The 21,591-nt window shown below is 49.1% G+C and carries 21 protein-coding genes and 5 tRNA genes; 22 read left to right on the top strand and 4 right to left on the bottom strand.

Annotated elements, in window-relative coordinates; genetic code table 11:
- The first annotated feature begins 72 nt into the window (after nucleotides 1–72).
- From lolB to ychF, 6 genes are all read left to right on the top strand, one after another.
- Nucleotides 73–705, top strand: coding sequence for a lipoprotein insertase outer membrane protein LolB (lolB, locus tag BLP64_RS05375; protein ID WP_176754928.1), 633 nt, complete (start codon nucleotides 73–75; stop codon nucleotides 703–705).
- Nucleotides 693–1,562 (top strand): 4-(cytidine 5'-diphospho)-2-C-methyl-D-erythritol kinase, encoded by an 870-nt coding sequence (ispE, locus tag BLP64_RS05370; protein WP_092592532.1) that lies wholly within the window; start codon nucleotides 693–695, stop codon nucleotides 1,560–1,562. Before lolB ends, ispE begins: the two co-directional genes overlap by 13 nt.
- Nucleotides 1,563–1,576: 14 nt before the next feature.
- Entirely contained in the window at nucleotides 1,577–2,524 is a 948-nt protein-coding gene (locus BLP64_RS05365) for a ribose-phosphate pyrophosphokinase (RefSeq protein WP_143001071.1), read from the top strand.
- A gap of 127 nt (nucleotides 2,525–2,651) precedes the next feature.
- The gene (locus BLP64_RS05360) at nucleotides 2,652–3,305 is read left to right on the top strand and encodes a 50S ribosomal protein L25/general stress protein Ctc (RefSeq protein ID WP_092592530.1); all 654 of its coding nucleotides are present in this window, start codon (nucleotides 2,652–2,654) and stop codon (nucleotides 3,303–3,305) included.
- Between the two features lie 8 nt (nucleotides 3,306–3,313).
- Complete coding sequence (gene pth / locus BLP64_RS05355; protein ID WP_092592528.1) at nucleotides 3,314–3,898, top strand: aminoacyl-tRNA hydrolase; 585 nt, start codon at nucleotides 3,314–3,316, stop codon at nucleotides 3,896–3,898.
- Nucleotides 3,899–3,910: 12 nt separating this feature from the next.
- Entirely contained in the window at nucleotides 3,911–5,002 is a 1,092-nt protein-coding gene (gene ychF, locus BLP64_RS05350; RefSeq protein ID WP_092592526.1) for a redox-regulated ATPase YchF, read from the top strand.
- Nucleotides 5,003–5,015: 13 nt separating this feature from the next.
- Here the strand turns inward: ychF and BLP64_RS05345 are convergent, their stop codons facing one another.
- Nucleotides 5,016–5,864, bottom strand: coding sequence for a sulfurtransferase (locus tag BLP64_RS05345; RefSeq protein ID WP_092592524.1), 849 nt, complete (start codon nucleotides 5,862–5,864; stop codon nucleotides 5,016–5,018).
- A 27-nt stretch (nucleotides 5,865–5,891) separates the two neighbouring features.
- Nucleotides 5,892–7,268 (bottom strand): YfcC family protein, encoded by a 1,377-nt coding sequence (locus tag BLP64_RS05340; protein ID WP_092592522.1) that lies wholly within the window; start codon nucleotides 7,266–7,268, stop codon nucleotides 5,892–5,894.
- Between the two features lie 121 nt (nucleotides 7,269–7,389).
- Here BLP64_RS05340 and BLP64_RS05335 point away from each other — a divergent pair, with 121 nt between their 5' ends.
- From BLP64_RS05335 to BLP64_RS05305, 7 genes are all read left to right on the top strand, one after another.
- The gene (locus BLP64_RS05335) at nucleotides 7,390–8,781 is read left to right on the top strand and encodes a class II fumarate hydratase (protein ID WP_324615340.1); all 1,392 of its coding nucleotides are present in this window, start codon (nucleotides 7,390–7,392) and stop codon (nucleotides 8,779–8,781) included.
- Between the two features lie 88 nt (nucleotides 8,782–8,869).
- On the top strand, nucleotides 8,870–9,586 hold the full coding sequence (locus BLP64_RS05330) for an SIMPL domain-containing protein (RefSeq protein WP_092592518.1): 717 nt from the start codon (nucleotides 8,870–8,872) through the stop codon (nucleotides 9,584–9,586).
- Between the two features lie 157 nt (nucleotides 9,587–9,743).
- A tRNA-Met gene (locus BLP64_RS05325) sits at nucleotides 9,744–9,820 on the top strand.
- Nucleotides 9,821–9,836: 16 nt separating this feature from the next.
- Nucleotides 9,837–9,921, top strand: a tRNA-Leu gene (locus BLP64_RS05320).
- 32 nt (nucleotides 9,922–9,953) lie between these two features.
- Nucleotides 9,954–10,028: transfer RNA gene (locus BLP64_RS05315), tRNA-Gln, on the top strand.
- Nucleotides 10,029–10,064: 36 nt separating this feature from the next.
- Nucleotides 10,065–10,139, top strand: a tRNA-Gln gene (locus BLP64_RS05310).
- 25 nt (nucleotides 10,140–10,164) lie between these two features.
- Nucleotides 10,165–10,251, top strand: a tRNA-Leu gene (locus BLP64_RS05305).
- Nucleotides 10,252–10,349: 98 nt separating this feature from the next.
- Here BLP64_RS05305 and BLP64_RS05300 read toward each other — a convergent pair.
- Both BLP64_RS05300 and BLP64_RS05295 read right to left on the bottom strand, forming a co-directional pair.
- Nucleotides 10,350–11,480 carry an FAD-dependent oxidoreductase gene (locus tag BLP64_RS05300; RefSeq protein WP_233340116.1) on the bottom strand — a complete coding sequence of 377 codons (1,131 nt, stop codon included), beginning with the start codon at nucleotides 11,478–11,480 and terminating at the stop codon, nucleotides 10,350–10,352.
- 12 nt (nucleotides 11,481–11,492) lie between these two features.
- The gene (locus BLP64_RS05295) at nucleotides 11,493–11,846 is read right to left on the bottom strand and encodes a DMT family protein (RefSeq protein WP_092592514.1); all 354 of its coding nucleotides are present in this window, start codon (nucleotides 11,844–11,846) and stop codon (nucleotides 11,493–11,495) included.
- 45 nt (nucleotides 11,847–11,891) lie between these two features.
- Between BLP64_RS05295 and BLP64_RS05290 the strand changes: the two genes are divergently transcribed.
- The 9 genes from BLP64_RS05290 to BLP64_RS05250 all read left to right on the top strand — a co-directional run bounded on the left by BLP64_RS05290 (nucleotide 11,892) and on the right by BLP64_RS05250 (nucleotide 21,591).
- Nucleotides 11,892–12,776, top strand: a complete 885-nt coding sequence (locus BLP64_RS05290; protein WP_092592512.1) for a DMT family transporter — start codon at nucleotides 11,892–11,894, stop codon at nucleotides 12,774–12,776.
- Between the two features lie 92 nt (nucleotides 12,777–12,868).
- Complete coding sequence (gene miaB, locus BLP64_RS05285; protein WP_092592510.1) at nucleotides 12,869–14,314, top strand: tRNA (N6-isopentenyl adenosine(37)-C2)-methylthiotransferase MiaB; 1,446 nt, start codon at nucleotides 12,869–12,871, stop codon at nucleotides 14,312–14,314.
- An 11-nt stretch (nucleotides 14,315–14,325) separates the two neighbouring features.
- Nucleotides 14,326–15,315, top strand: a complete 990-nt coding sequence (locus BLP64_RS05280) for a PhoH family protein (RefSeq protein ID WP_092592737.1) — start codon at nucleotides 14,326–14,328, stop codon at nucleotides 15,313–15,315.
- On the top strand, nucleotides 15,312–15,785 hold the full coding sequence (gene ybeY, locus BLP64_RS05275; protein ID WP_092592508.1) for an rRNA maturation RNase YbeY: 474 nt from the start codon (nucleotides 15,312–15,314) through the stop codon (nucleotides 15,783–15,785). Before BLP64_RS05280 ends, ybeY begins: the two co-directional genes overlap by 4 nt.
- Nucleotides 15,786–15,813: 28 nt before the next feature.
- Nucleotides 15,814–16,695 (top strand): CNNM family magnesium/cobalt transport protein CorC, encoded by an 882-nt coding sequence (gene corC / locus BLP64_RS05270; protein ID WP_092592506.1) that lies wholly within the window; start codon nucleotides 15,814–15,816, stop codon nucleotides 16,693–16,695.
- A complete protein-coding gene (lnt, locus tag BLP64_RS05265; RefSeq protein WP_092592504.1) occupies nucleotides 16,695–18,221 on the top strand; it encodes an apolipoprotein N-acyltransferase in 1,527 nt (508 codons plus the stop codon). Before corC ends, lnt begins: the two co-directional genes overlap by 1 nt.
- A 53-nt stretch (nucleotides 18,222–18,274) precedes the next feature.
- Complete coding sequence (locus tag BLP64_RS05260; protein ID WP_092592502.1) at nucleotides 18,275–18,466, top strand: hypothetical protein; 192 nt, start codon at nucleotides 18,275–18,277, stop codon at nucleotides 18,464–18,466.
- A 33-nt stretch (nucleotides 18,467–18,499) separates the two neighbouring features.
- Nucleotides 18,500–21,100, top strand: coding sequence for a leucine--tRNA ligase (leuS, locus tag BLP64_RS05255; protein WP_092592501.1), 2,601 nt, complete (start codon nucleotides 18,500–18,502; stop codon nucleotides 21,098–21,100).
- Nucleotides 21,101–21,102: 2 nt separating this feature from the next.
- Nucleotides 21,103–21,591 carry an LPS-assembly lipoprotein LptE gene (locus tag BLP64_RS05250; protein WP_092592499.1) on the top strand — a complete coding sequence of 163 codons (489 nt, stop codon included), beginning with the start codon at nucleotides 21,103–21,105 and terminating at the stop codon, nucleotides 21,589–21,591.

The raw sequence follows: 21,591 nt of genomic DNA, 5'->3' as shown, positions 1-21,591 counted from the left end.
ACTGCGAAACGCTGGCAATTGTACGTGAAAGCCCGCATTATGAAAAGCGTACGAACAAGGATAGCTATCGAGATGAACCGCCCCCTGATCCTGTTGCTCGCCCTACTTAGCTTAACTGCCTGTAGTTCCGTGCAACGCCCACCAATCCAGCATGACGTCAGCATTGCCGCCATTCAAGCTCAGCAGTCTCGGCTGCAAAAACTGACCGATTGGCAGTTGCGCGGACAAATGGCATTGTTTGATCTACAACAACAAGATCGGCATAGCATGTATGTGGAGTGGCAAGCAACGCCAACGCAACTCAAGATGCGCTTCTATCACCCGCTACGCGGCACTTTGGCGCGTTTAGAGCAGACCCCCGCAGGCGCCATTTTGATTGCTGAAGACGGCACTCATTACCAAGCCACCACAATGGATGAGTTATTGTGGGAATATTTTCGATTGGAGTTACCGATAAATCAGATGAGTGCCATCATCAGTGGTCGAGAACAACCTCAAATGATGGATAAATCTTATCAATTACAGTCGGTTAACGACGAATCGCTGGCACTGTTGGCCGGCTTTGTCATGCCTGCCTCCGGACAACTCTGGCAAGGTCAATTGCAGCAGTACAAATCAACGAATGGGGTCTACCTTCCCCACCTTATCGAACTTTCGAGCAAGCAGTGGCGGCTCAAATTACAGGTTTCAAAATGGCAGTTTTAACCCTTCCTGCGGTCGCAAAGCTCAATTTATTCTTACACATCATTGGCCAACGTGACGATGGCTACCATCGTTTAGAAACACTGTTCCAATTTATTGATTATGGCGACACCTTAACCTTTACCCCGCAGCCGGAGCGAACCCTCACTTTCACCTGTTCCCAAGCACAATTTGCTACAGCCGATAACCTAGTGCTGCAAGCCGCACGGTTATTACAGCACCGCTTTCCTACCCACTGGCGCGGTGTGCATGTGCATCTGGACAAGCGATTGCCAGCGGGGGGCGGTCTGGGTGGCGGTTCATCAGATGCGGCAACCACCTTATTAGCGTTGCGACACCTTTGGCAACTGCCGCTCTCCACTGCAGAGCTCGCCACGCTTGGCTTATCGCTGGGTGCTGATATTCCGGTATTTATTCACGGTCGGGCTGCATTTGCTACCGGTATTGGTGAAATACTTACCCCAGCAACACCGCCTTGCCCTTGGTATCTGGTGGTGCATCCTGGCGTGACCGTTGCCACACCAACGGTGTTTAAACATCCCGATTTACCACGCCAAACCCTGCCTTTGCAGGATTGGACCCAGTGGCAATGGGAAACCACGCGCAATGATTGTGAGCAGCTGGTCAGTCAACTGCACCCTGAAGTTGCCAATGCCCTTGCCTGGTTGCTAGAATATGCACCACCTCGTTTGACCGGCACTGGTGCCTGCGTATTTGCACGCTTTGACAGCGAGGAACCTGCTCAACAAGCGCTTCAAGCATTGCCTGATAAATGGCAAGGCTTTGTTGCGCAAGGGCTGAATGAGAACCCGGTCTGCCAGCATTTGCGGCAGGCTTCAACTGTGAACCTACCCGACTAAGATTGAGGTTTAGTGTGCCTGATATGAAGCTTTTTGCTGGCAACGCAACGCCAGAACTCGCCCAGAAAATTGCCGATCGTTTGTATATCAAACTCGGTAGCGCTGATGTAGGGCGTTTTAGTGATGGTGAAATTAGCGTGCAAATTAATGAGAACGTGCGTGGTTCGGACGTTTTTATTATTCAATCCACCTGTGCGCCTACCAACGACAACTTGATGGAGTTGATCGTGATGGTCGACGCCTTGCGCCGTGCCTCAGCAGGTCGAATTACAGCGGTGATGCCGTATTTTGGCTACGCTCGACAAGATCGCCGCGTACGTTCTGCACGGGTCCCGATTACCGCAAAAGTCGTTGCAGACTTTCTTTCCAGTGTTGGCGTTGACCGTGTCCTTACCGTCGACCTTCATGCTGAACAAATTCAAGGTTTCTTTGATGTCCCTGTGGACAACGTGTTTGCCAGCCCGGTGCTGATGGAACATTTGCGCGTGCAAGAATTCCACAATCCTGTCGTGGTATCCCCGGATATTGGCGGCGTTGTACGGGCCCGAGCGATTGCGAAGCTCCTGAATGACATCGATTTAGCCATTATTGACAAGCGCCGTCCGCGTGCCAATGAGTCCCAAGTAATGCACATTATTGGTGACATTGAAGACCGCGATTGCATTATTGTTGATGACATGATTGATACCGGTGGAACGCTGTGTAAAGCAGCAGAAGCATTAAAGAAAAAAGGTGCCCGCCGAGTGTTTGCATACGCCACCCATCCAGTTTTTTCCGGCAATGCATTTGCGAATATCCGCGACTCCCTCATTGACCGCGTCATCATTACCGACAGTATTCCACTCAATCCTGAAATGAAATCCCTCAGCAAAGTTCATCAATTGACGCTGAGCGGCATGCTTTCGGAAGCCATTCGTCGCGTCAGTAATGAAGAATCTATTTCCGCGATGTTTGAGTATTGAGTCATTGAAATTCATCAGGTGCGGTGCTAATATGCGCCGCCCTCCGCTCCTATAGAGCCGATGAGGTCCATGTCGAATATTTGGTCGCGAATATTCGGCTTATTTTTATTTAACGGAGAATCTCCCGATGTCTACAATCGAATTTGTTTTACAAGCAGAAGTCCGTAAGGATACAGGGAAAGGTGCGAGCCGCCGCCTGCGTCGTGCGGATAAAGTTCCTGCTATTTTATATGGTGCTGGTGAAGAGGCCATTTCACTGACGTTGGATCACAACAAAGTGAACAACATGTCTGAGCACGAAGGTTTCTACTCACAAATCGTGACCTTGGTCATTGATGGCAAGAAACATCAAACAATTTTGAAAGATGTTCAACGTCACCCGTTCAAGCCAAAGTTAGCTCACTTAGACTTTCAACGCGTTGTTAAAGGTCAGAAACTTCAAACCTTGGTTCCAGTTCACTTAGTGAATGAAGAATCAGCTGTTGGTGTGAAGCTTGAAGGCGGTATCTTAATGCACCACATCACAGATGTTGAAGTTGAGTGTATGCCACAAGATATTCCAGAAGCGATCGTCGTTGACGTTGCCAATCTGAAAGTTGGCGAAACCGTGCACTTAAGCGATTTAGTGATTCCAGAAACAATTGAATTGCTTGACCTGATGAAAGGTGAAGACTTCAACCACCCAGTTGTTTCTATCTCAGCTCCTCGTGTAGAAGTTGAAACTGACGAAGCCGCTGATGAAGCTGGTGATGACGCTGAGAATAAGAGCGACGCTGAATAAGACAGACCATGTCAGCAATTCGCTTATTAGTGGGCCTGGGTAATCCAGGCCCCGAATATTCTCAAACTCGTCATAATGCAGGCTTTTGGCTCGTTGAGCAGTTTGCTCGCGCACATGGCCACTCCCTACAGCCTGATAGTAAATTTTTTGGTTATACCGCCCGCATTCAAATCGGCAGCACTGATTTACGCATTTTACAGCCGATGCAGTTTATGAACCGTAGCGGAACGGCAGTCGCCACCCTTGCCAACTTTTTCAAAATCGCTCCTGAAGAAATTTTAGTCGCCTACGATGAGCTGGACTTACCGCCCGGAGTCGCAAAATTTAAAACTGGGGGTGGCACTGGTGGGCATAATGGCATTAAAGATATTGTGGCACGTTTAGGGCAGCAAGATTTTCATCGTTTACGCATTGGTATTGGGCACCCTGGTGATAAAAGCAAAGTCACAGGTTGGGTATTAGGCAAAGCACCTGCCCACGAGCAGCAGCTCATCGATGCGAGCATTACCGAAGCCTGTCGTAGTATCGATATCTTACTACGCGAAGACATGCGTGCCGCCCAACAACATTTACATAGTTTTAAAGCACAATAGAGAGAACGAAGCATGGGATTTAAGTGTGGTATTGTCGGCTTACCGAACGTCGGTAAATCAACTCTGTTCAATGCACTCACGAAAGCGGGAATTGAAGCAGCAAACTTTCCGTTTTGCACCATTGAGCCAAATACTGGGGTTGTCGCTGTTCCTGATCCGCGCTTAGATGAATTAGCCAAAATCGTCAATCCACAGCGAACGGTGCCAACCACCATGGAATTCGTGGATATTGCGGGTTTGGTCAAAGGCGCGTCAAAAGGCGAAGGTTTAGGCAACCAGTTCCTTGCTAACATTCGTGAAACCGACGCCATCGGTCACGTGGTTCGTTGCTTCGAAAACGATAATATTGTGCACGTCGCCGGCCGCGTCAATCCCATTGAAGATATTGAGGTTATCAATACCGAGCTCGCTCTCGCCGATCTTGAGAGTGTGGAAAAAGCCATTGTCCGACAAGGTAAAAAAGCCAAAGGCGGCGATAAGCAAGCAGCCGCTGAAATCGCTGTGTTACAAAAACTATTACCGGCTCTAGAGAACGGTGAAATGGCTCGTTCAATTGCGCTAAGTGCGGATGAAGCTGCCACCATTCGTAGCTACAACTTATTAACGCTCAAGCCGACCATGTACATTGCGAACGTCAATGAAGATGGCTTCGAAAATAACCCTTATTTAGATCAAGTGCGTGACATTGCGGCAAAAGAAAATGCCGTGGTAGTCCCTGTTTGTGCCGAAATTGAGTCAGAGCTTGCGGAATTAGATGACGCGGATAAAGCCGAGTTTATGGCGGAGTTAGGCCTCACCGAACCCGGTTTAAACCGAGTGATTCGGGCCGGCTATAACCTGTTAAATTTACAAACTTACTTCACTGCGGGCGTTAAAGAAGTTCGTGCTTGGACAATTCCTGTCGGTGCAACCGCTCCCCAAGCTGCAGGTAAAATTCATACGGACTTTGAAAAAGGGTTTATCCGTGCTGTGGTAGTCGGCTATGACGACTTCATTCAGTATCAAGGTGAGCAAGGCGCGAAAGAAGCAGGAAAACGTCGGGAAGAAGGGAAAGACTACATCGTCAACGACGGTGATGTCATTTTATTCCGCTTTAACGTTTAATCCCGCTCCCTCATTATTCGCCAGTCGCAATGGGGAGTTGAGGATCAGCTCCCCACTCTGCCCACGACCCATCATATAATTTCACCTGCTGATAACCGGCTAAGTGTGCCGCTACCAACAAAACACAGGCAGTAATTCCTGAGCCACAGCTGGTGATCAGTGGAGTGTCTTGTGTCGCACCGAGCTGGTTGAATTGTTCAGCCAATTGCTCTGCCGAACGGAAACCATGTTCCGTTAGAACCTCCTGAAATGGTAAATTGACCGCCGTTGGAATATGCCCCGAGCGCATCCCTTCCCGCGGCTCGGGTTGTTGCCCCAAGAAGCGTGCAGCGCCACGCGCATCAACAATCAATGCTTGCTGTTGCTGACTGGCTGCCAACACGTGTTGGGCGTCCACTAACCAGTCTGGCTGTCGCTGCGCAATAACGTCACCGCGACTTTCAGGGAGCGGTAGATAGTCCGTTGCCCAAGGCAACCCATCCGCTAACCATTGTGGCAATCCACCATTGAGAAAATAGACCTGCTCCACCCCCATGGCTTTTAAAATCACCCACGCCCGAGGGGCTGAATAAATCCCCTGGTTATCATACAACACGATGGTATCACCGGTATTGACCCCTAGTTGCTGTAAGCGCTCAGTGACTTGCTCCGGCCGCGGAAACGTATTCGGTAAGGACGCTTCATGGTCGGTCAGGTAATCTTCCAACCCTAACCAACGAGCGCCCGGAATCACCTGACGTTGCGGGTATTCAAGTGGCACCCGACCAACCACCTGCACCATGCTTGCATCCAATACATGCAGTGCGTGACGCGGTTGCTGCAGTCGAGCAGCAAGCCATTGGGGGGAGACTAAACAATTCATGAGACCCTCGCTGATACAATACTGTGGTTAATAACCAATAATGACACCCACTATCATAGCACCCGCACAGGCCAGCAACAGTTTCAGTAATAGCGGGCCCGCAAATTTCACCCACCGTGCGTACGGGATTCCTGCCAACCCTAAAATTCCCATTAAAACAGGGTTCGTCGGCACAATCATATTCATCAACCCATCCCCCATTTGGAATGCAAGCACGGTCAACTGCCGCCCGATACCTACGGTATCCGCAATCGGTACCATAATTGGCATTGATACAAACGCCTGACCACTGCCGGAAGGAATAAAGAAATTAAGAATACTCTGAATCGCCAACATCGCCACGGCACCAAAATGCGCACCAAATGCTTCGACTGGCATGGCCAAATAATAGATAACCGTATCCAGCACTTGCCCTTGTTCAAGAATCATCGCAATCGAGCGAGCAAACCCAATCAGTAAGGCGGTGGATGTCAGTTCCGCGGCACCGGTGATAAATTCATTGGCAGCCGTGGTAGTATCCATCCGCGATACAAGCGCAGTAAATAAGCCAAAGCCGAGAAATAGAGCACTGAGTTCAACCAAATACCAGCCGTGTTCTTTGATGCCCCACACCAACACCCCTAACACTGCAACAAAAGCCACCAAGATCAAGCGGTGACGCCCGGTGAGTGCTGGATACTGTTGTTCTTTAGTTGGTTCTTGTGCTGCTTCAATATCCGCCATCAAGGATTGGTTTGGATCGGCTTTCACCCGCTTCGCGTAGCGATACACATGATGGAACGCAATTCCAAATAAGACCGGCCATAAGAGTAAGCGATACCATAATCCAGAGGCTGGTGGGACTTCGGCGACGGCTTGGGCAATTAGTAGCGTGAACGGGTTAAACAACGCCAACCCATAGCCAATGGCATAACCACCAATCAAAATACCCATCGCTGTCATGCTATCGAGACGCAGAGCACGGCAAAGTGCGACCAGCATTGCGACAAAAATTAAGTACTCTTCTGCCACCCCGATCAGTGCCGAGAACACCCCGAAGGTGAGCATGCCACCAAAAATCAACCAGCCTGTGTTGTTTGCAAAACGCTTTAATAACACGCCAATGATTGCATCCAGCATGCCAGTAGCGCGTAAAATCCCCATCACACCGCCAATCAGCAACACAAAGAAAATAACTGCTTGGGCATCGCCCATGGCTTGCGGAATGACCGTAAATAGGGTGAGCGGGCTGAGCGTGGTTTGTTCCGCTAAGACCGAATAGGTTCCCGGTTGTACCACCGTTTGCCCTAACTCATTCACGCTACGCTCAAATTCTCCCGCGGGAATCACCCACGTCATGATTAATGCGGCGATCATGATGTAAAGTAGTAACACCAAGGTGTGAGGTATTTTTATTTTTTGCATGGTGGGCACAACCTATATTATTTGACTGATGAACTGTCTCAGCATTGTATCTCGAATTGAAATTGCATCATACTAACCATATATCCGTAGGATACAAGTCACCTTTTTAGAGGCAGAAATCATGATGACGCAGGTAACTCCCCCCTCTCAGGTTCGTATCGAGCATGACAGCATGGGGGCCGTCGAAGTCCCTGAACACGCACTATGGCGCGCACAGACAGAACGCGCCCGACAAAACTTTCAATTTAGCTCGTTAAGATTTCCTCCCCCATTCATTCACGCCTTGGCGCATATTAAAGCCGCTGCGGCATCGGCAAATGCCGCGCTTGAAGTCATCCGCCCCGACCAAGCTCAGGCCATTCTAACGGCCGTCGAGCAGATTCTTCAGGGGGCTGCTGACGATGCTTTTCCGCTGGATATTTTCCAAACCGGCTCGGGCACCAGTACCAACATGAATATGAATGAAGTGATCGCCACCCTGGCGGCACAGCTCACTCACACCGAAGTCCATCCCAACGATCATGTCAACGCCAGTCAAAGCAGTAATGACGTGATCCCCACCGCCATCTTGGTGAGTAGCGTACTAAGTATTCAGCAACAGTTATTCCCGGCTCTTGAGCAGCTCAAACATGAAATAAAAAATAAAGCGGGGCAACTCAATCAGGTCATTAAAACAGGGCGCACTCACTTAATGGATGCCATGCCGCTCAGCATGGAACAAGAACTGCTGGCTTGGGTCACCCAGCTAGAACATGTCGAACAAGGCATTCGGCATACCTTAACCTTGGCTCGACAACTCCCCCAAGGAGGAACCGCCATTGGTTCAGGAATTAACGCGCCGGCCGGATTTGCCACCGAATTTTGTGAGCATTTAAATCGCGCTACGGGGGAGCAATTTGTACCAAGCCCCAATGCGTTTGCCGGAATTGCAGGGCAAGAAGTCAACCAGCTCTTAAGTGGACAGCTCAATGCCCTCGGCACCGTGTTATTAAAAATCAGCAATGACTTACGCTGGATGAATAGCGGCCCACTGGCGGGGTTAGGTGAAATAACACTCCCTACTCTGCAACCAGGGAGCAGCATCATGCCTGGTAAAGTAAACCCTGTGATTGCTGAAGCTATCATGATGATCTGTGCCCAAGTTGCCGGCAACCACCATACCATTAGCATGGGAGCACAACATGGCAACTTCCAGCTTAACGTGATGTTACCCGTTATCGCCTATAATCAACTCCAAAGTATTTCGTTGTTAAGTACCGCAGCGGAACACTTAGCAACGAAAATGATTGTTGGCTTTACGGTGAATCAGGCGCATATTGAAGAAGCCTTAAGTCGTAATCCGATTTTAGTCACCGCGTTGAATCGGCGCATTGGCTATAATCAAGCGGCAGCTATTGCGAAACAGGCGTATCAGCAGCAACGTCCAATTCTGGATGTGGCCGCAGAAATGACCGATATTCCAAAAGCTGAGCTTGAGCAGTTGCTGGATCCTAAAAATTTAATTGGCAACTGAACGAACTCATTGGTGAATAGGTCAATATAAACAGATGCGGCGAACGTTATCGTTTAGCCGCCGTGTTTCCCTGCGAAGGAGTGGTGTTATGACAACATCCCGTTCAAGTCATGCCCTTATTTTTGCCATCGGCGCCATCATCAGCGCTGGGTTGTTGAGTTATGGCCTCATTACCAGTGTCAATGATTTCCGTAGCTTTGATCGCTTTGTCACCGTCAAAGGGTTAGCCGAGCGTGAAGTCAAAGCCGATACGGCCATTTGGCCTCTGAAAGTGGTGCGGGCCGGAAATACCCAAAATTTAATTTATGAAGAACTGGATAAAGATATTCAGGCCATTCGTCGGTTCTTATTGAAGAATGGGTTCAGTGATGCGGATATTTCTATCTCTGCCCCCAATGTGTTTGATAAATTGGCCGAACGCTGGGCCACCGAAGAAGTCGGACTACGTTATACCGGTGATCAAACCCTCACCGTGTATACCGATCAAGTCGACCGTGTGCGCACTTTACGGCAGCAACTTTCTGAACTTGGCAAGCAAGGCGTGGGCCTATCTGGCAACAACTACGACACCATGGTTGAGTATCACTTTAACGGACTCAACGATATTAAACCCAGCATGATTGAAGAATCGGCCCGTAACGCGCGGGAGGTTGCCTTGCGATTCGCCGAACATTCGGACAGTCAGCTCGGTAAAGTGCGGATGGCTTACCAAGGGCAATTCACCATTAGTGACCGTGATTCCAACACACCGCACCTAAAAGTTATCCGCGTTGTATCGACGGTGGAGTATCAGCTGGTCGATTAACGAACGGATTCGGTGATTAAATAAGCAAACCATCGCTTTTTTAAGCAATCGCACAGAAATCATGGTTTTTTTTAGAAAAAGAGGTTGACGCTTCCGCCCCCGATTTGCATAATACGCGCCGCACACACCAAGTGCAGTTTGATAAAAATTTGATGTTGGCTACGTAGCTCAGCTGGTTAGAGCACAGCACTCATAATGCTGGGGTCGCAAGTTCGAATCTCGCCGTAGCCACCAATCAAATCCCGAAAGGGCGGACGTGGTGGAATTGGTAGACACGCTGGATTTAGGTTCCAGTGCTTCACGGCGTGAGAGTTCAAGTCTCTCCGTCCGCACCAATTATCAAGCTGTTAGGTGGTCGACTCCGTGTTGGGGTATAGCCAAGCGGTAAGGCAGCGGGTTTTGATCCCGCCATTCCTAGGTTCAAATCCTAGTACCCCAGCCACATCGACTGCCTTAGGTGATGCACAACCCCGAGAGTTGGGGTATAGCCAAGCGGTAAGGCAGCGGGTTTTGATCCCGCCATTCCTAGGTTCAAATCCTAGTACCCCAGCCACTCTCATTTTTTACCCCTGTGTATTGCGGGGGTGGCGGAATTGGTAGACGCGCTAGCTTCAGGTGCTAGTGAGCTAACGCTCGTGAGGGTTCAAGTCCCTCCCTCCGCACCACTTCCCGTGGTGAACCGCAATCATAGGAAAGCGCTATGAACTGTTGGCAGCTGTTAAGCGAACAATTCATAGCGTTTTTTTATGCCCGCAACAATCGATTAACAATACCCAATGGCCCGCAATAACAACGCCCGTTTTAATGGCGCAATCCGCTGCACTCCAGTGAGCCCAAGTGCGATGGCACCACGCGGCAGAAAATGCTTGCTGCAAAAACCGACATGGATCATATCCATCGCCCGCATCATTTGCTGATTCGCACCCACCCGACGCCGTTCATAAGCAACCAGCGCCTCTGCTAAGGACAAACGAGCAATCTGCTCTACGAGCTCTTGCACATCTGCAAATCCAAGGTTGACCCCTTGGCCCGCCAACGGATGGATACTATGCGCGGCATCACCAATAAGAACCACGGACTGATTACGATGATAGTGCAACGCACGTTGCCGACGTAAGGGAAAGCTGCCGTGTGAAAGTACTCGATGGGCGCCAATATGAGGCTCAAACAACGTTTGGAGCATGTCGTACAAGGTGTCCGTTGGCTGCGCGAGCAGTTCTTGCCAGGTCGATTCGGCACGGTAATCGATCAAACAAACTCGCTGGCCCCCTAATGGCAGCAACGCATAAGGCCCTTGCGGCCGAAAAATCTCCCAAGTGGCGGGTGGAACGTCCACCTCCACTTCAGCAATTGCTAACAGGCACCGCATGTCATAATCCCAACCGCGGTAGCCAATGCCGGCAGCTCGAGCAACCTGTGAGTTGCCGCCATCCGCACCAATCAGGAGATCATAGGAGAGTTCAACGCCGTTGCTGAGAGTGACCCGACGCTCATCAAACTGGTATTGTGCTACCCGCGTGCGCTCGTACAACTCCACTCCCAAAGCGTCCAGTTGTTGCCAGAGCGCTGCTTGCAGGGCTTTGTTTTCGACCATGGCGCCAAGGGCCGGTGCCGCAACATCCTCATGAGAAAAATCAACGCGTTGCCCATCTTGGCTTTGTACCGACAGTCCTGTGTACGGATAACGGCGCTCTGCCCGAATCAGCGGCCAAGTTCCTTGTTGTTGCAGCCATTCGACATTTTGTTGATGAATGGATGAAATGCGAAGGTCCCACTCCCCTTCACTCACGATTCGAGCGCCAGCTTCTACCACCGTTACTTGATGGCCTAACTGGGCGAATGCGACTGCAGCAGCGGCACCGACCATGCCACCGCCAATAACAACTACTTTCATCACGTTGCTCATTTATCCTGTAAACTTACTGCGCATAATAAAAAATACCGCACCACAAATACATAAGCCGGCCCATAAATAATCCCAAGTCAGCTTTTCTTTCATATAAAACAGCGCAAAAGGAACAAACACCGTTAAGGTGATCACTTCTTGCAGAATTTTAAGCTGCCCTAAATTCATGACCTCAAAGCCAATCCGGTTGGCCGGTACTTGCAAGAGGTACTCCAACAACGCAATACCCCAACTTGCAAACGCCGCAATCAACCAAGGCTTGTCTGATAAGTTCTTCAGGTGAGCATACCAAGCAAACGTCATAAAAACATTGCTCAACGTTAATAAGCCGATCGTGATAAGATATTGGTTCATAATTTCTCTTCAATGGTAAGCGGTACTTAACCGTCTAAGGGCTGTATGGAAACCTCACACCACAAGGTGATTTTAGCGTCTATTCTCGTTCTCGGCGCCGAGTTTTGCTTCGCCGGAGTGAGTGCTTTAGTTAAATATTTGAGCACTGATTTGCCGCCAGAACAATTGGTGTTTTTCCGTAACCTTACTGCCCTTTTAGTCTTGTTACCTTGGTTATGGCGAAAAGGTCCAGCTGCCTTCAAAACCAAGGCTTGGCGTTTTCACCTGACCCGTGGCCTGGCCGGGGTTATCGCCACCTACTTATTTTTCTATAGCATCGCCCATTTACCCCTAGCGCAAGCAACACTGGTGTTGATGTTATCGCCCTTTATTATTCCTATTATGGGAAAAATTTGGCTGGATGAACATGTCAATCGCCAAACTTGGCTGGCTATTTCAGTGGGGTTTGTTGGGGTCTTTATTTTCCTTAACCCACAACACACGGAATTATCGCCCATCATTGCGGTGGCCTTTGCCGCTGCCTGCCTTTCGGCGTACACCAAGACCTTGATTCGCCAAATGTCAGTGACCGAATCGCCCAGTAAAATTGTGTTCTACTTTGCCGGTATCTCAACCTTAGTGTCAGGCATTTCATTGCTCTGGCGGGGTGAGGCCGTTGCCAGTGAACATTGGCTTGCCATCATTGCCATGGGTCTATTTGCCGTTGGTGGTCAATTAGGGATGACCAAAGCCTTTGCCCTCGCGCCAGCTGCGCGGGTTGGGGTGTTTACCTACAGCTCCATCATCTTTGCGGCCATTATGGGCTACTGGTTTTGGGATGAACCCATTACGGTGAGCATGCTGCTGGGCGCCGCGATCATTATTACGGCGGGCTATTTAGCAATTCGAACCCGACGCAAAGCAGAAAGCGGTCACAAAGTTGGCAGTTGATATCACTTCAAGTTAAAATATCCCTATATTAGAATAGCGAACCGCATTCGGTGTCATTCACCGCACAACGACGTAAGCGAGCACAGAGGTTTATGAGTAAGAAGTTATATATCAAAACGTGGGGTTGCCAAATGAATGAGTATGACTCAGCTAAAATGGCTGATCTGCTCAAAGCAACGCACGGCTACGAAATCGCAGAAGAAGCTGAGGACGCTGATTTAATATTACTCAATACCTGTTCGATTCGTGAAAAAGCACAAGAAAAAGTGTTTCATCAATTAGGACGATGGAAAACACTGAAAGACCACAAGCCAGATCTTGTCATTGGTGTCGGTGGTTGTGTCGCGTCCCAAGAAGGCGAGCACATCCGTCAGCGCGCCCCTTATGTCGACATTGTGTTTGGTCCACAAACCCTGCATCGCTTACCGGAAATGATTAAACAGGTACAAACCCATCAAACCCCCATGGTGGATATTTCGTTTCCCGAAATTGAAAAATTTGATCGGTTACCTGAGCCCAAAGCAGATGGCCCGTCTGCGTTTGTTTCCATTATGGAAGGGTGCAGCAAATATTGTACTTTCTGTGTGGTCCCTTACACCCGCGGTGAAGAAGTCAGCCGCCCGGTGGATGACGTATTATTTGAAATTGCTCAACTGGCAGAACAAGGCGTACGTGAAGTCAATTTATTAGGACAAAACGTGAATGCGTATCGAGGTGAGCACCATGATGGAACCATTTGCCGTTTCGCAGAATTACTGCATTTAGTGGCAGCCATTGATGGCATCGACCGAATTCGTTACACCACCTCGCACCCGGTCGAGTTTACCGATGATATTATCGAAGCCTATGCCACCATTCCAGAACTAGTGAATCACTTGCACTTGCCGGTGCAGAGCGGCTCAGACCGTATTTTAACGTTAATGAAACGTGGTCATACTGTCTTAGAATACAAATCGCAAATCCGTCGTCTGCGTCGCGTTCGACCTGAGTTGGCCATGAGTTCTGACTTTATCATCGGCTTCCCTGGCGAAACCGATGAAGACTTCGAAGCAACCATGAATTTGATTCGTGATGTCGACTATGACATGAGCTTCAGCTTTATTTATAGCGCTCGGCCAGGCACCCCTGCGGCGGACCTTCCGGACGATGTCAGCGAAGAAACCAAAAAGCAGCGGTTACAGTTATTACAACAACGGCTTAACCAGCAAGCTCATGCTCACGCTCGACGTATGCTCGGCACCGAGCAGCGGATCTTGGTGACGGGTCCTTCCAAGAAAGATCCGATGGAATTAAGTGGCCGTACGGAAAACAACCGGGTCGTCAACTTTGTTGGCACCCCTGACATGATCGGTAAATTTGTTGATGTAAAAATTACCGATGTATTTGTGAACTCCTTGCGCGGTGACGTGTTACGTGTGGAATCTGATATGGGCCTTCGCGTTGATACCGCGCCCCACACAATTTTAGCGCGCCAAGCAAAATCACAACCTGATGCGTTAGGTGTCGCAACATTTGTGCCACCCGCACAGCATTCGTGAGGCATGGTTCATTGAGTCATTCAGTCAGTACCTTACAGATTGATTTAGAGCCCGCAGACAATCGTCGGATTGCCGATTTATGCGGGGCTCTGGATGAAAACCTCAAGCACATTGAGCGTCGTTTGGGCATCGAGATCAGCCACCGGCATAACGAGTTCCGTCTGATTGGCCCGCATACCCCGGTACAAGCAGGCGCTAAAATTCTGCGCGATCTTTATGTGGAAACAGCCACAGTCAAAGGCGTGGATGGCAAGGTGACACCACAAATGGTGCACTTGGCAGTGCAGCAAGCCAATGTAATTGATCAAGGTTCCGAGTATCAGCCGAATGCTGAGAAAATCGTTCACATTAAAACCAAGCGCGGCTTAATTAAACCGCGTACCCATAACCAGGCCCAATATGTTCGCGCTATCTTGAGCCATGACGTGAACTTTGGCGTCGGCCCAGCCGGAACGGGGAAAACCTATTTAGCGGTTGCCTGTGCAGTGGATGCGCTAGAGCGTCAAGAAGTACGTCGTATTCTGCTCACCCGCCCAGCGGTTGAAGCTGGAGAAAAGTTAGGCTTTTTGCCCGGTGATTTAGCACAGAAAGTCGATCCTTATTTGCGTCCTCTCTACGATGCATTGTTTGAAATGCTAGGGTTTGAACGGGTTGAAAAGTTAATTGAGCGCAACGTAATTGAAGTGGCGCCATTGGCCTATATGCGTGGGCGCACCTTAAATGATGCCTTCATTATTCTTGACGAAAGCCAAAACACGACCTGCGAGCAGATGAAAATGTTCCTCACTCGTATCGGCTTTAACTCCCGCGCCGTCATCACTGGGGATATCACTCAAGTGGATTTACCGCGGGGACAAAAATCCGGCCTGAGACACGTCATTGAGGTGCTCAAAGATATCGATGACGTCAGTTTTACCTTTTTCCAAGCGACTGACGTTGTTCGCCATCCAGTGGTACAACGAATTGTCCAAGCTTACGAGGCCTTTGAACAATCCTCATGAACCAAGTTACTTTAGATGTGCAGATTGCCTGTGAAGTGCAAGAATTGCCATCGGAAGCCTCTCTCGAGCAGTGGGTCGAAACAGCTCTCGAAACGATTCAAGAAACCACACCGGTGGAAATCACCATTCGAATTGTTGATCCCGACGAAGGCTTGAGTTTAAATCAACAGTATCGCATGAAAGATTACGCCACCAACGTACTCTCATTTCCATTTGAATCACCGATTCCTTTGCCCGTGCGATTGTTAGGTGATTTAGTCATTTGTGCAGAAGTGGTCGCCCATGAAGCAAAATCACAAGGAAAACCCTTGCTTGCACATTGGGCGCATATGGTTGTACATGGCACCTTGCATTTGCTAGGTTACGACCATATAGAAGAGGCTGAAGCCGAGCATATGGAGCAGCTCGAGCGTAATATTTTAGCAGCACTGGGTTATCCTGATCCCTATGCTGATGACCCTGCTGAATAGCAGTTATTGATTGGAGCATTAAAAGCACATGAACGACGACAACCCACACTCTACCAACGGTTCTTCACGAAAGAGCTGGGCATCAAAATTGCTGCAGCTGTTTACTGGAGAGCCGAACAGCCGGGAAGAGTTAGTTGATTTAATCCAAGACGCTGAAGAGCGTGATTTAATTGATAATGACACCAAAGAGATGATCGAAGGGGTGCTTGATGTCGCAGAACTTAAAGTACGCGATATTATGGTTCCTCGCTCACAAATGGTGACCATTGATATTAACCAGAATGTCGAGTCCTTCTTACCTATTGTGATTCGCGCTCAACATAGTCGTTATCCTGTTATCAGTGAAAATAAAGACCATGTTGAAGGAATCTTGTTAGCGAAAGACTTATTGGCATATGGTTTCGGATTAAACCAAGAGGAGTTTTCATTGGCCAATGTGATACGCCCTGCGGTCATTGTGCCAGAAAGCAAACGAGTCGATATTTTGCTAAAAGAGTTCCGTTCACAACGGTATCACATGGCCATTGTGGTCGATGAATATGGTGGCGTGTCAGGACTGGTCACCATTGAAGATATCTTAGAAGAAATTGTCGGTGACATTGAAGATGAAACCGACCAACACGATGATAATAAAGCAGACATTAAACGCATCAATAAGTCGCGCTACTCCGTAAAAGCACTGACGATGATTGAAGATTTTAATGACTATTTTAATACGAACTTCGATGATGAAGAATATGACACCATTGGCGGCATGGTTGCACACGGATTCGGTCACCTGCCCAAAGTTGGTGAAGAAATCACCATTGAAGGAATTGTGTTTAAGGTCACCAGTGCCGATAAACGCCGTATCCAACAACTTCAGGTAACCATTGCGGAAACTGAAAATAATCAGATAGATACTCATTAATGACAGTTCGCCGAATTGCTGCGTTTCTGCTCGGAGCCAGCCTTGTTTTGGGGTATGCACCTTTTACCCAAGCATGGCTAGTGATTCCGGTGTTAATTGCAATGCTGGCTCTCACCGAGCCAGCATCTGCGAGCGCTGCTTGGCGTTATGGTTTTTACTTTGGGCTCGGTTGGTTCACCGCTGGACTTAGCTGGATTTATGTCAGCATTGACCAGTTCGGCGGGCTCCCTGTCATTGCTACCCTTGCGATATTACTGTTGTTATTTGCTTACTTAGCACTATTCCCAGCACTTGCGTTCTGGCTCTGGAAAGTGTCTGAACGTTGGCTCGGTTCATTCGCAATTGGTGTCCTTCCCCTTTGTTGGCTGCTGGCAGAGTCTCTACGCGGCTCGTTGCTGACTGGTTTCCCTTGGCTTGAACTTGGTTATACCCAAACCGAAAGCTGGCTAGGTGCCTATGCCCCCTGGCTGGGCGGTATGGGTGTCACCGTCGTGCTCTGGTTAATCGCAATCAATGTCTGGCTTTGGTATCGCCACCGACATCCTTTGGCAGCCATCAATAGCATCAGTCTATTAGCCCTGCCGTTTATTTTGAATGCCCTCTCACCACTTCAAGAAACCGGTGAACAGGCTCGTGTGCTGTTAGTGCAAGGCAATATCGAACAAAGCATCAAATGGGATCCTGATCAGCATTGGCAATCATTAACGACCTATTTAGAGCTCAGTCGTCCTTATTACGAAAGTCACGATCTCATTATCTGGCCCGAATCTGCGGTGACCATGCCAGAGCCCTATACCGACGACGTGCTAAATAATATTCATCACCGCCTTGTTGAACACCAAACGGCGTTGATTACGGGGATTATCGATTATCGTTCTAATAACTATTATAATTCCTTGATAGTATTAGGATTAGATGGTCCGGTGCAGTCCTTTGAACCCTATCAACACGGGCACAGCAATCGCTACCAGAAACATCAGTTACTGCCCGTTGGGGAGTTTGTTCCCTTTGAAAGTTTATTACGACCCTTAGCCCCCTTGTTTGATTTACCCATGAGTTCATTTAGTCGGGGTGACTATCAACAAGCGGATTTACGGGCAACCGGGTGGCAACTAGCGGCCGCCATCTGCTATGAAATTGCGTTTCCAAATCAAGTTCGCGCCAATGTGGGATCCACCAGCGACTTTCTGATAACCGTCAGTAACGATACTTGGTTTGGTCGCTCTCATGGGCCTGCGCAGCATATGCAAATTGCCAAAATGCGGGCATTGGAACTCGGTCGGCCGCTCCTCCGTGCAACCAATAACGGGATTACCGCGGCAGTTTCAGCTGCGGGGGAAGAACTGGGGCGTGCCCCTCAATTCACCACCACCGCCCTCAGCGTGACCGTTCCCTTGGTGGAGGGGCACACCGGATTTTATTACTGGGGTCATGGTGCTGCGTGGTTTATCACCATAATCCTTGCCCTTGGCAGTATTTTTGGCGCACTTCGCCATAGTCAAGCGTCGGCAAAATCAGTACACTAGACCCCACTCAGTAAGTCATTATTATTTGTTCAATCTTGGCATGGAGTTAAACCATGGAAAATATTATTGCTGCTATTTTATTTGCTTTATTAGTTGCTGCTGGCTCATTGGGCGTTACCAGCTTAGGTATGTACGCATTTCACCGTAATGAGAACCGTGATGAACAGCAACGTGAACGTCTTGAGTACGCGTTCTTCGGCGTGGTTGGCATCGTGGTGATGCTAATGATGTGGTACGCCCTTTAATTCACTTTGTTAGAGCAGTCAATGGATAGTCAGATGTCAAATACACTAGCGGAACAATACAATCCAGCGGAAGTTGAGCAACAGGTTCAACAACGCTGGGAACGCGATCATGTTTTTCAAGTTACCGAAGATCCGAGCAAAGAAAAATTCTATTGCTTGTCCATGTTCCCCTACCCGAGCGGTAAACTCCACATGGGGCACGTGCGAAACTATACTCTTGGTGACGTGATTGCCCGCTATCAACGGATGCAAGGTAAAAATGTTTTACAACCCATGGGTTGGGACGCCTTTGGCCTGCCTGCCGAAAATGCTGCCATTGACAACCGGACTGCTCCTGCTACCTGGACCTATCAAAATATCGATTACATGCGTCAGCAGTTAAAATCGCTTGGCTTCGGTTATGACTGGTCACGGGAGTTGGCTACCTGCGATCCCGATTATTACCGTTGGGAACAGTGGTTCTTTACCAAACTGTTCGAAAAAGGCTTGGTTTATAAAAAGAATGCTACGGTAAACTGGGACCCAGTCGACCAAACCGTGCTTGCTAACGAGCAAGTTATTGATGGCCGCGGCTGGCGCTCCGGCGCGTTAGTCGAACAACGTGAAATTCCACAATGGTTCATCAAGATCACCGCGTATGCTGACGAACTCCTCAACGATTTGGACCAGCTCGATGGTTGGCCTGAGCAAGTGAAACTCATGCAACGCAATTGGATTGGGCGTTCCGAAGGGGTGGAAATCGATTTTGATGTGGTGGGTCAAGCAGCTCAACTCACTGTGTACACCACGCGGCCAGATACCCTCTTCGGGGTTACTTATATGGCAGTGGCGGCACAGCACCCTCTTACCCAAGCGGCAGCAAAGGATAACCCTGAGTTAGCGGCGTTTATTGATACCATTAAAAACAATAAAATTGCCGAGGCTGATCTCGCAACAATTGATAAGCAAGGCATGGACACCGGCGTGCGTGTTATCCATCCACTGACCGAAGCAGAAATTCCAGTATGGGTGGCTAATTTCGTATTAATGGATTACGGCTCTGGTGCGGTTATGTCGGTTCCTGCTCATGACCAACGTGACTGGGAATTTGCCACGGCTTATCAGCTTCCAATTCAGCCGGTCATTGAAACCACCGAAGGCAATACTGATCTGAGTGTCGCTGCAATCACCAGTAAAGGAACCACCATCAACTCAGGCGAGTACACCGGTCTGAGCAGCGATGACGCCTTTACCGCCATTGCCGAGCACTTAGAACAACGAGGTATTGGACGCCGTAAAGTAAACTATCGCTTACGTGATTGGGGCGTTTCACGCCAGCGTTACTGGGGTGCGCCAATTCCTATGCTGAATCTTGCCAATGGGGAGTCGGTACCCGTACCTGCTGACCAATTACCCGTCCGCTTGCCGGAAGATGTGGTTATGGATGGCAATAGCTCGCCCTTAAAAACCGATCCTGAATGGCGTAAAACCACCTATCAGGGACAACCTGCAGAACACGAAACCGATACTTTCGATACCTTTATGGAATCATCGTGGTACTACGCTCGTTATTGCAGCGCGAATTATCAAGAGGGCATGCTTGACCCTGCGCAGGCCAATTACTGGCTGCCTGTGGACCAATATATTGGTGGCATTGAACACGCCATTCTGCATTTATTGTACGCACGCTTTTTCCACAAACTCTTGCGTGACGCCGGCCTCGTCAATTCGGATGAGCCGTTCAAAAAGCTTCTCACGCAAGGCATGGTACTGGCGGACTGCTATTACCGTGTGGACGAATCAGGAAAATACACCTGGTATTCTCCGGTCGATGTTGACATTGTTAGCCGCAATGAGAAAGGTGAAATCGTCGAAGCCATTCTTAAATCAGATGGCCAGCCAGTCACTCACGGTGGCATGACGAAGATGTCGAAATCGAAAAACAACGGGATTGACCCGCAATTGATGATCGACAAATACGGTGCCGATACGGTGCGCTTGTTCATGATGTTCGCAGCGCCACCCGAAGCCACCTTGGAATGGTCAGATTCAGGCGTTGAAGGCGCGCAACGGTTTTTACGCCGTGTGTGGCGTTTAGTCGCAGACTTTGCCGCAGTCCTCGAGCAACCACGCTCACAAGATTGGTCGGCACTGAATGATGCGCAGCAAGACTTACGCCGTGAAGTGCACCGCACTATCGCCAAAGTCTCCGATGATATGGGTCGTCGTCAGCACTTTAATACGGCCATTGCCGCCATCATGGAATTGCTCAATCACTTACAGAAAGCGCCTCTTGCAACGGAACTTGACCGTGGCATTATGGCCGAAGCGTTGGATGCAGTGGTGCTGATGTTAGCGCCAGTTACCCCACACCTATCAGAAGCTTTATGGCAAGCCCTTGGGCACCAAAGCGACATCGTGTTTGCGCCTTGGCCGCACGTTGATGAAACCGCATTGGTGAAAAGCTCCGTGCTGGTAGTGGTTCAGGTGAACGGCAAAGTGCGCAGCAAAATCACTGTTCCGACAAGCGCGAATGAGGAGCAAGTAGCTGAAATCGCTTATGCGGATGAAAACGTCCAGAAGTTTGTGGATGGTAAAACTATTCGCAAACAAATCTACGTACCGAACAAACTCTTTAATATCGTGGCCAATTAATCATGCAACGAATGAGTCGCTGGATTATTGTTACTCTTATCGCCGCAGCTGTTAGCAGCTGCGGCTTCCAGTTACGTGATCACTACCAACTTCCTCCTGCAATGGAATCGGTGGCAATCAAAGCGCCCGCTTTTAGTGAATTTGCAAAAGTAGTGGAACAACGCTTTACCTTAGCTGGCGTTAACTTAGCAAACTTGGATACCGAGACGCTGGTGATTGAATTGCTGAATGAACAGTTGGACCGACGTACCTTATCCTTATCTCAATCAGGACAAGTGGCTGAATACGAAATGATTTATACAGTCACTTATCAGTTGCTCAAGCAAGGGGAAGCATCTGCGGTACAAAAGCTCGAAGTTTATCGGGACTACCAAGATGATCCTAACTTCGCGCTCGCGAAAACCCGTGAACGAGAAGTGCTTGTGCAAGAAATGCGACAAGAAGCCGCTCATCAATTACTGCGCCAGACCATCGCTTTACTCACGGAGTAA

Origin of the sequence: Pseudidiomarina indica (genome assembly GCF_900104245.1) — a bacterium.
Lineage (GTDB): Bacteria > Pseudomonadota > Gammaproteobacteria > Enterobacterales > Alteromonadaceae > Pseudidiomarina > Pseudidiomarina indica.
Note: the sequence above shows the minus strand (reverse complement) of the source record. Positions and strands in the feature narration are given on the sequence as shown.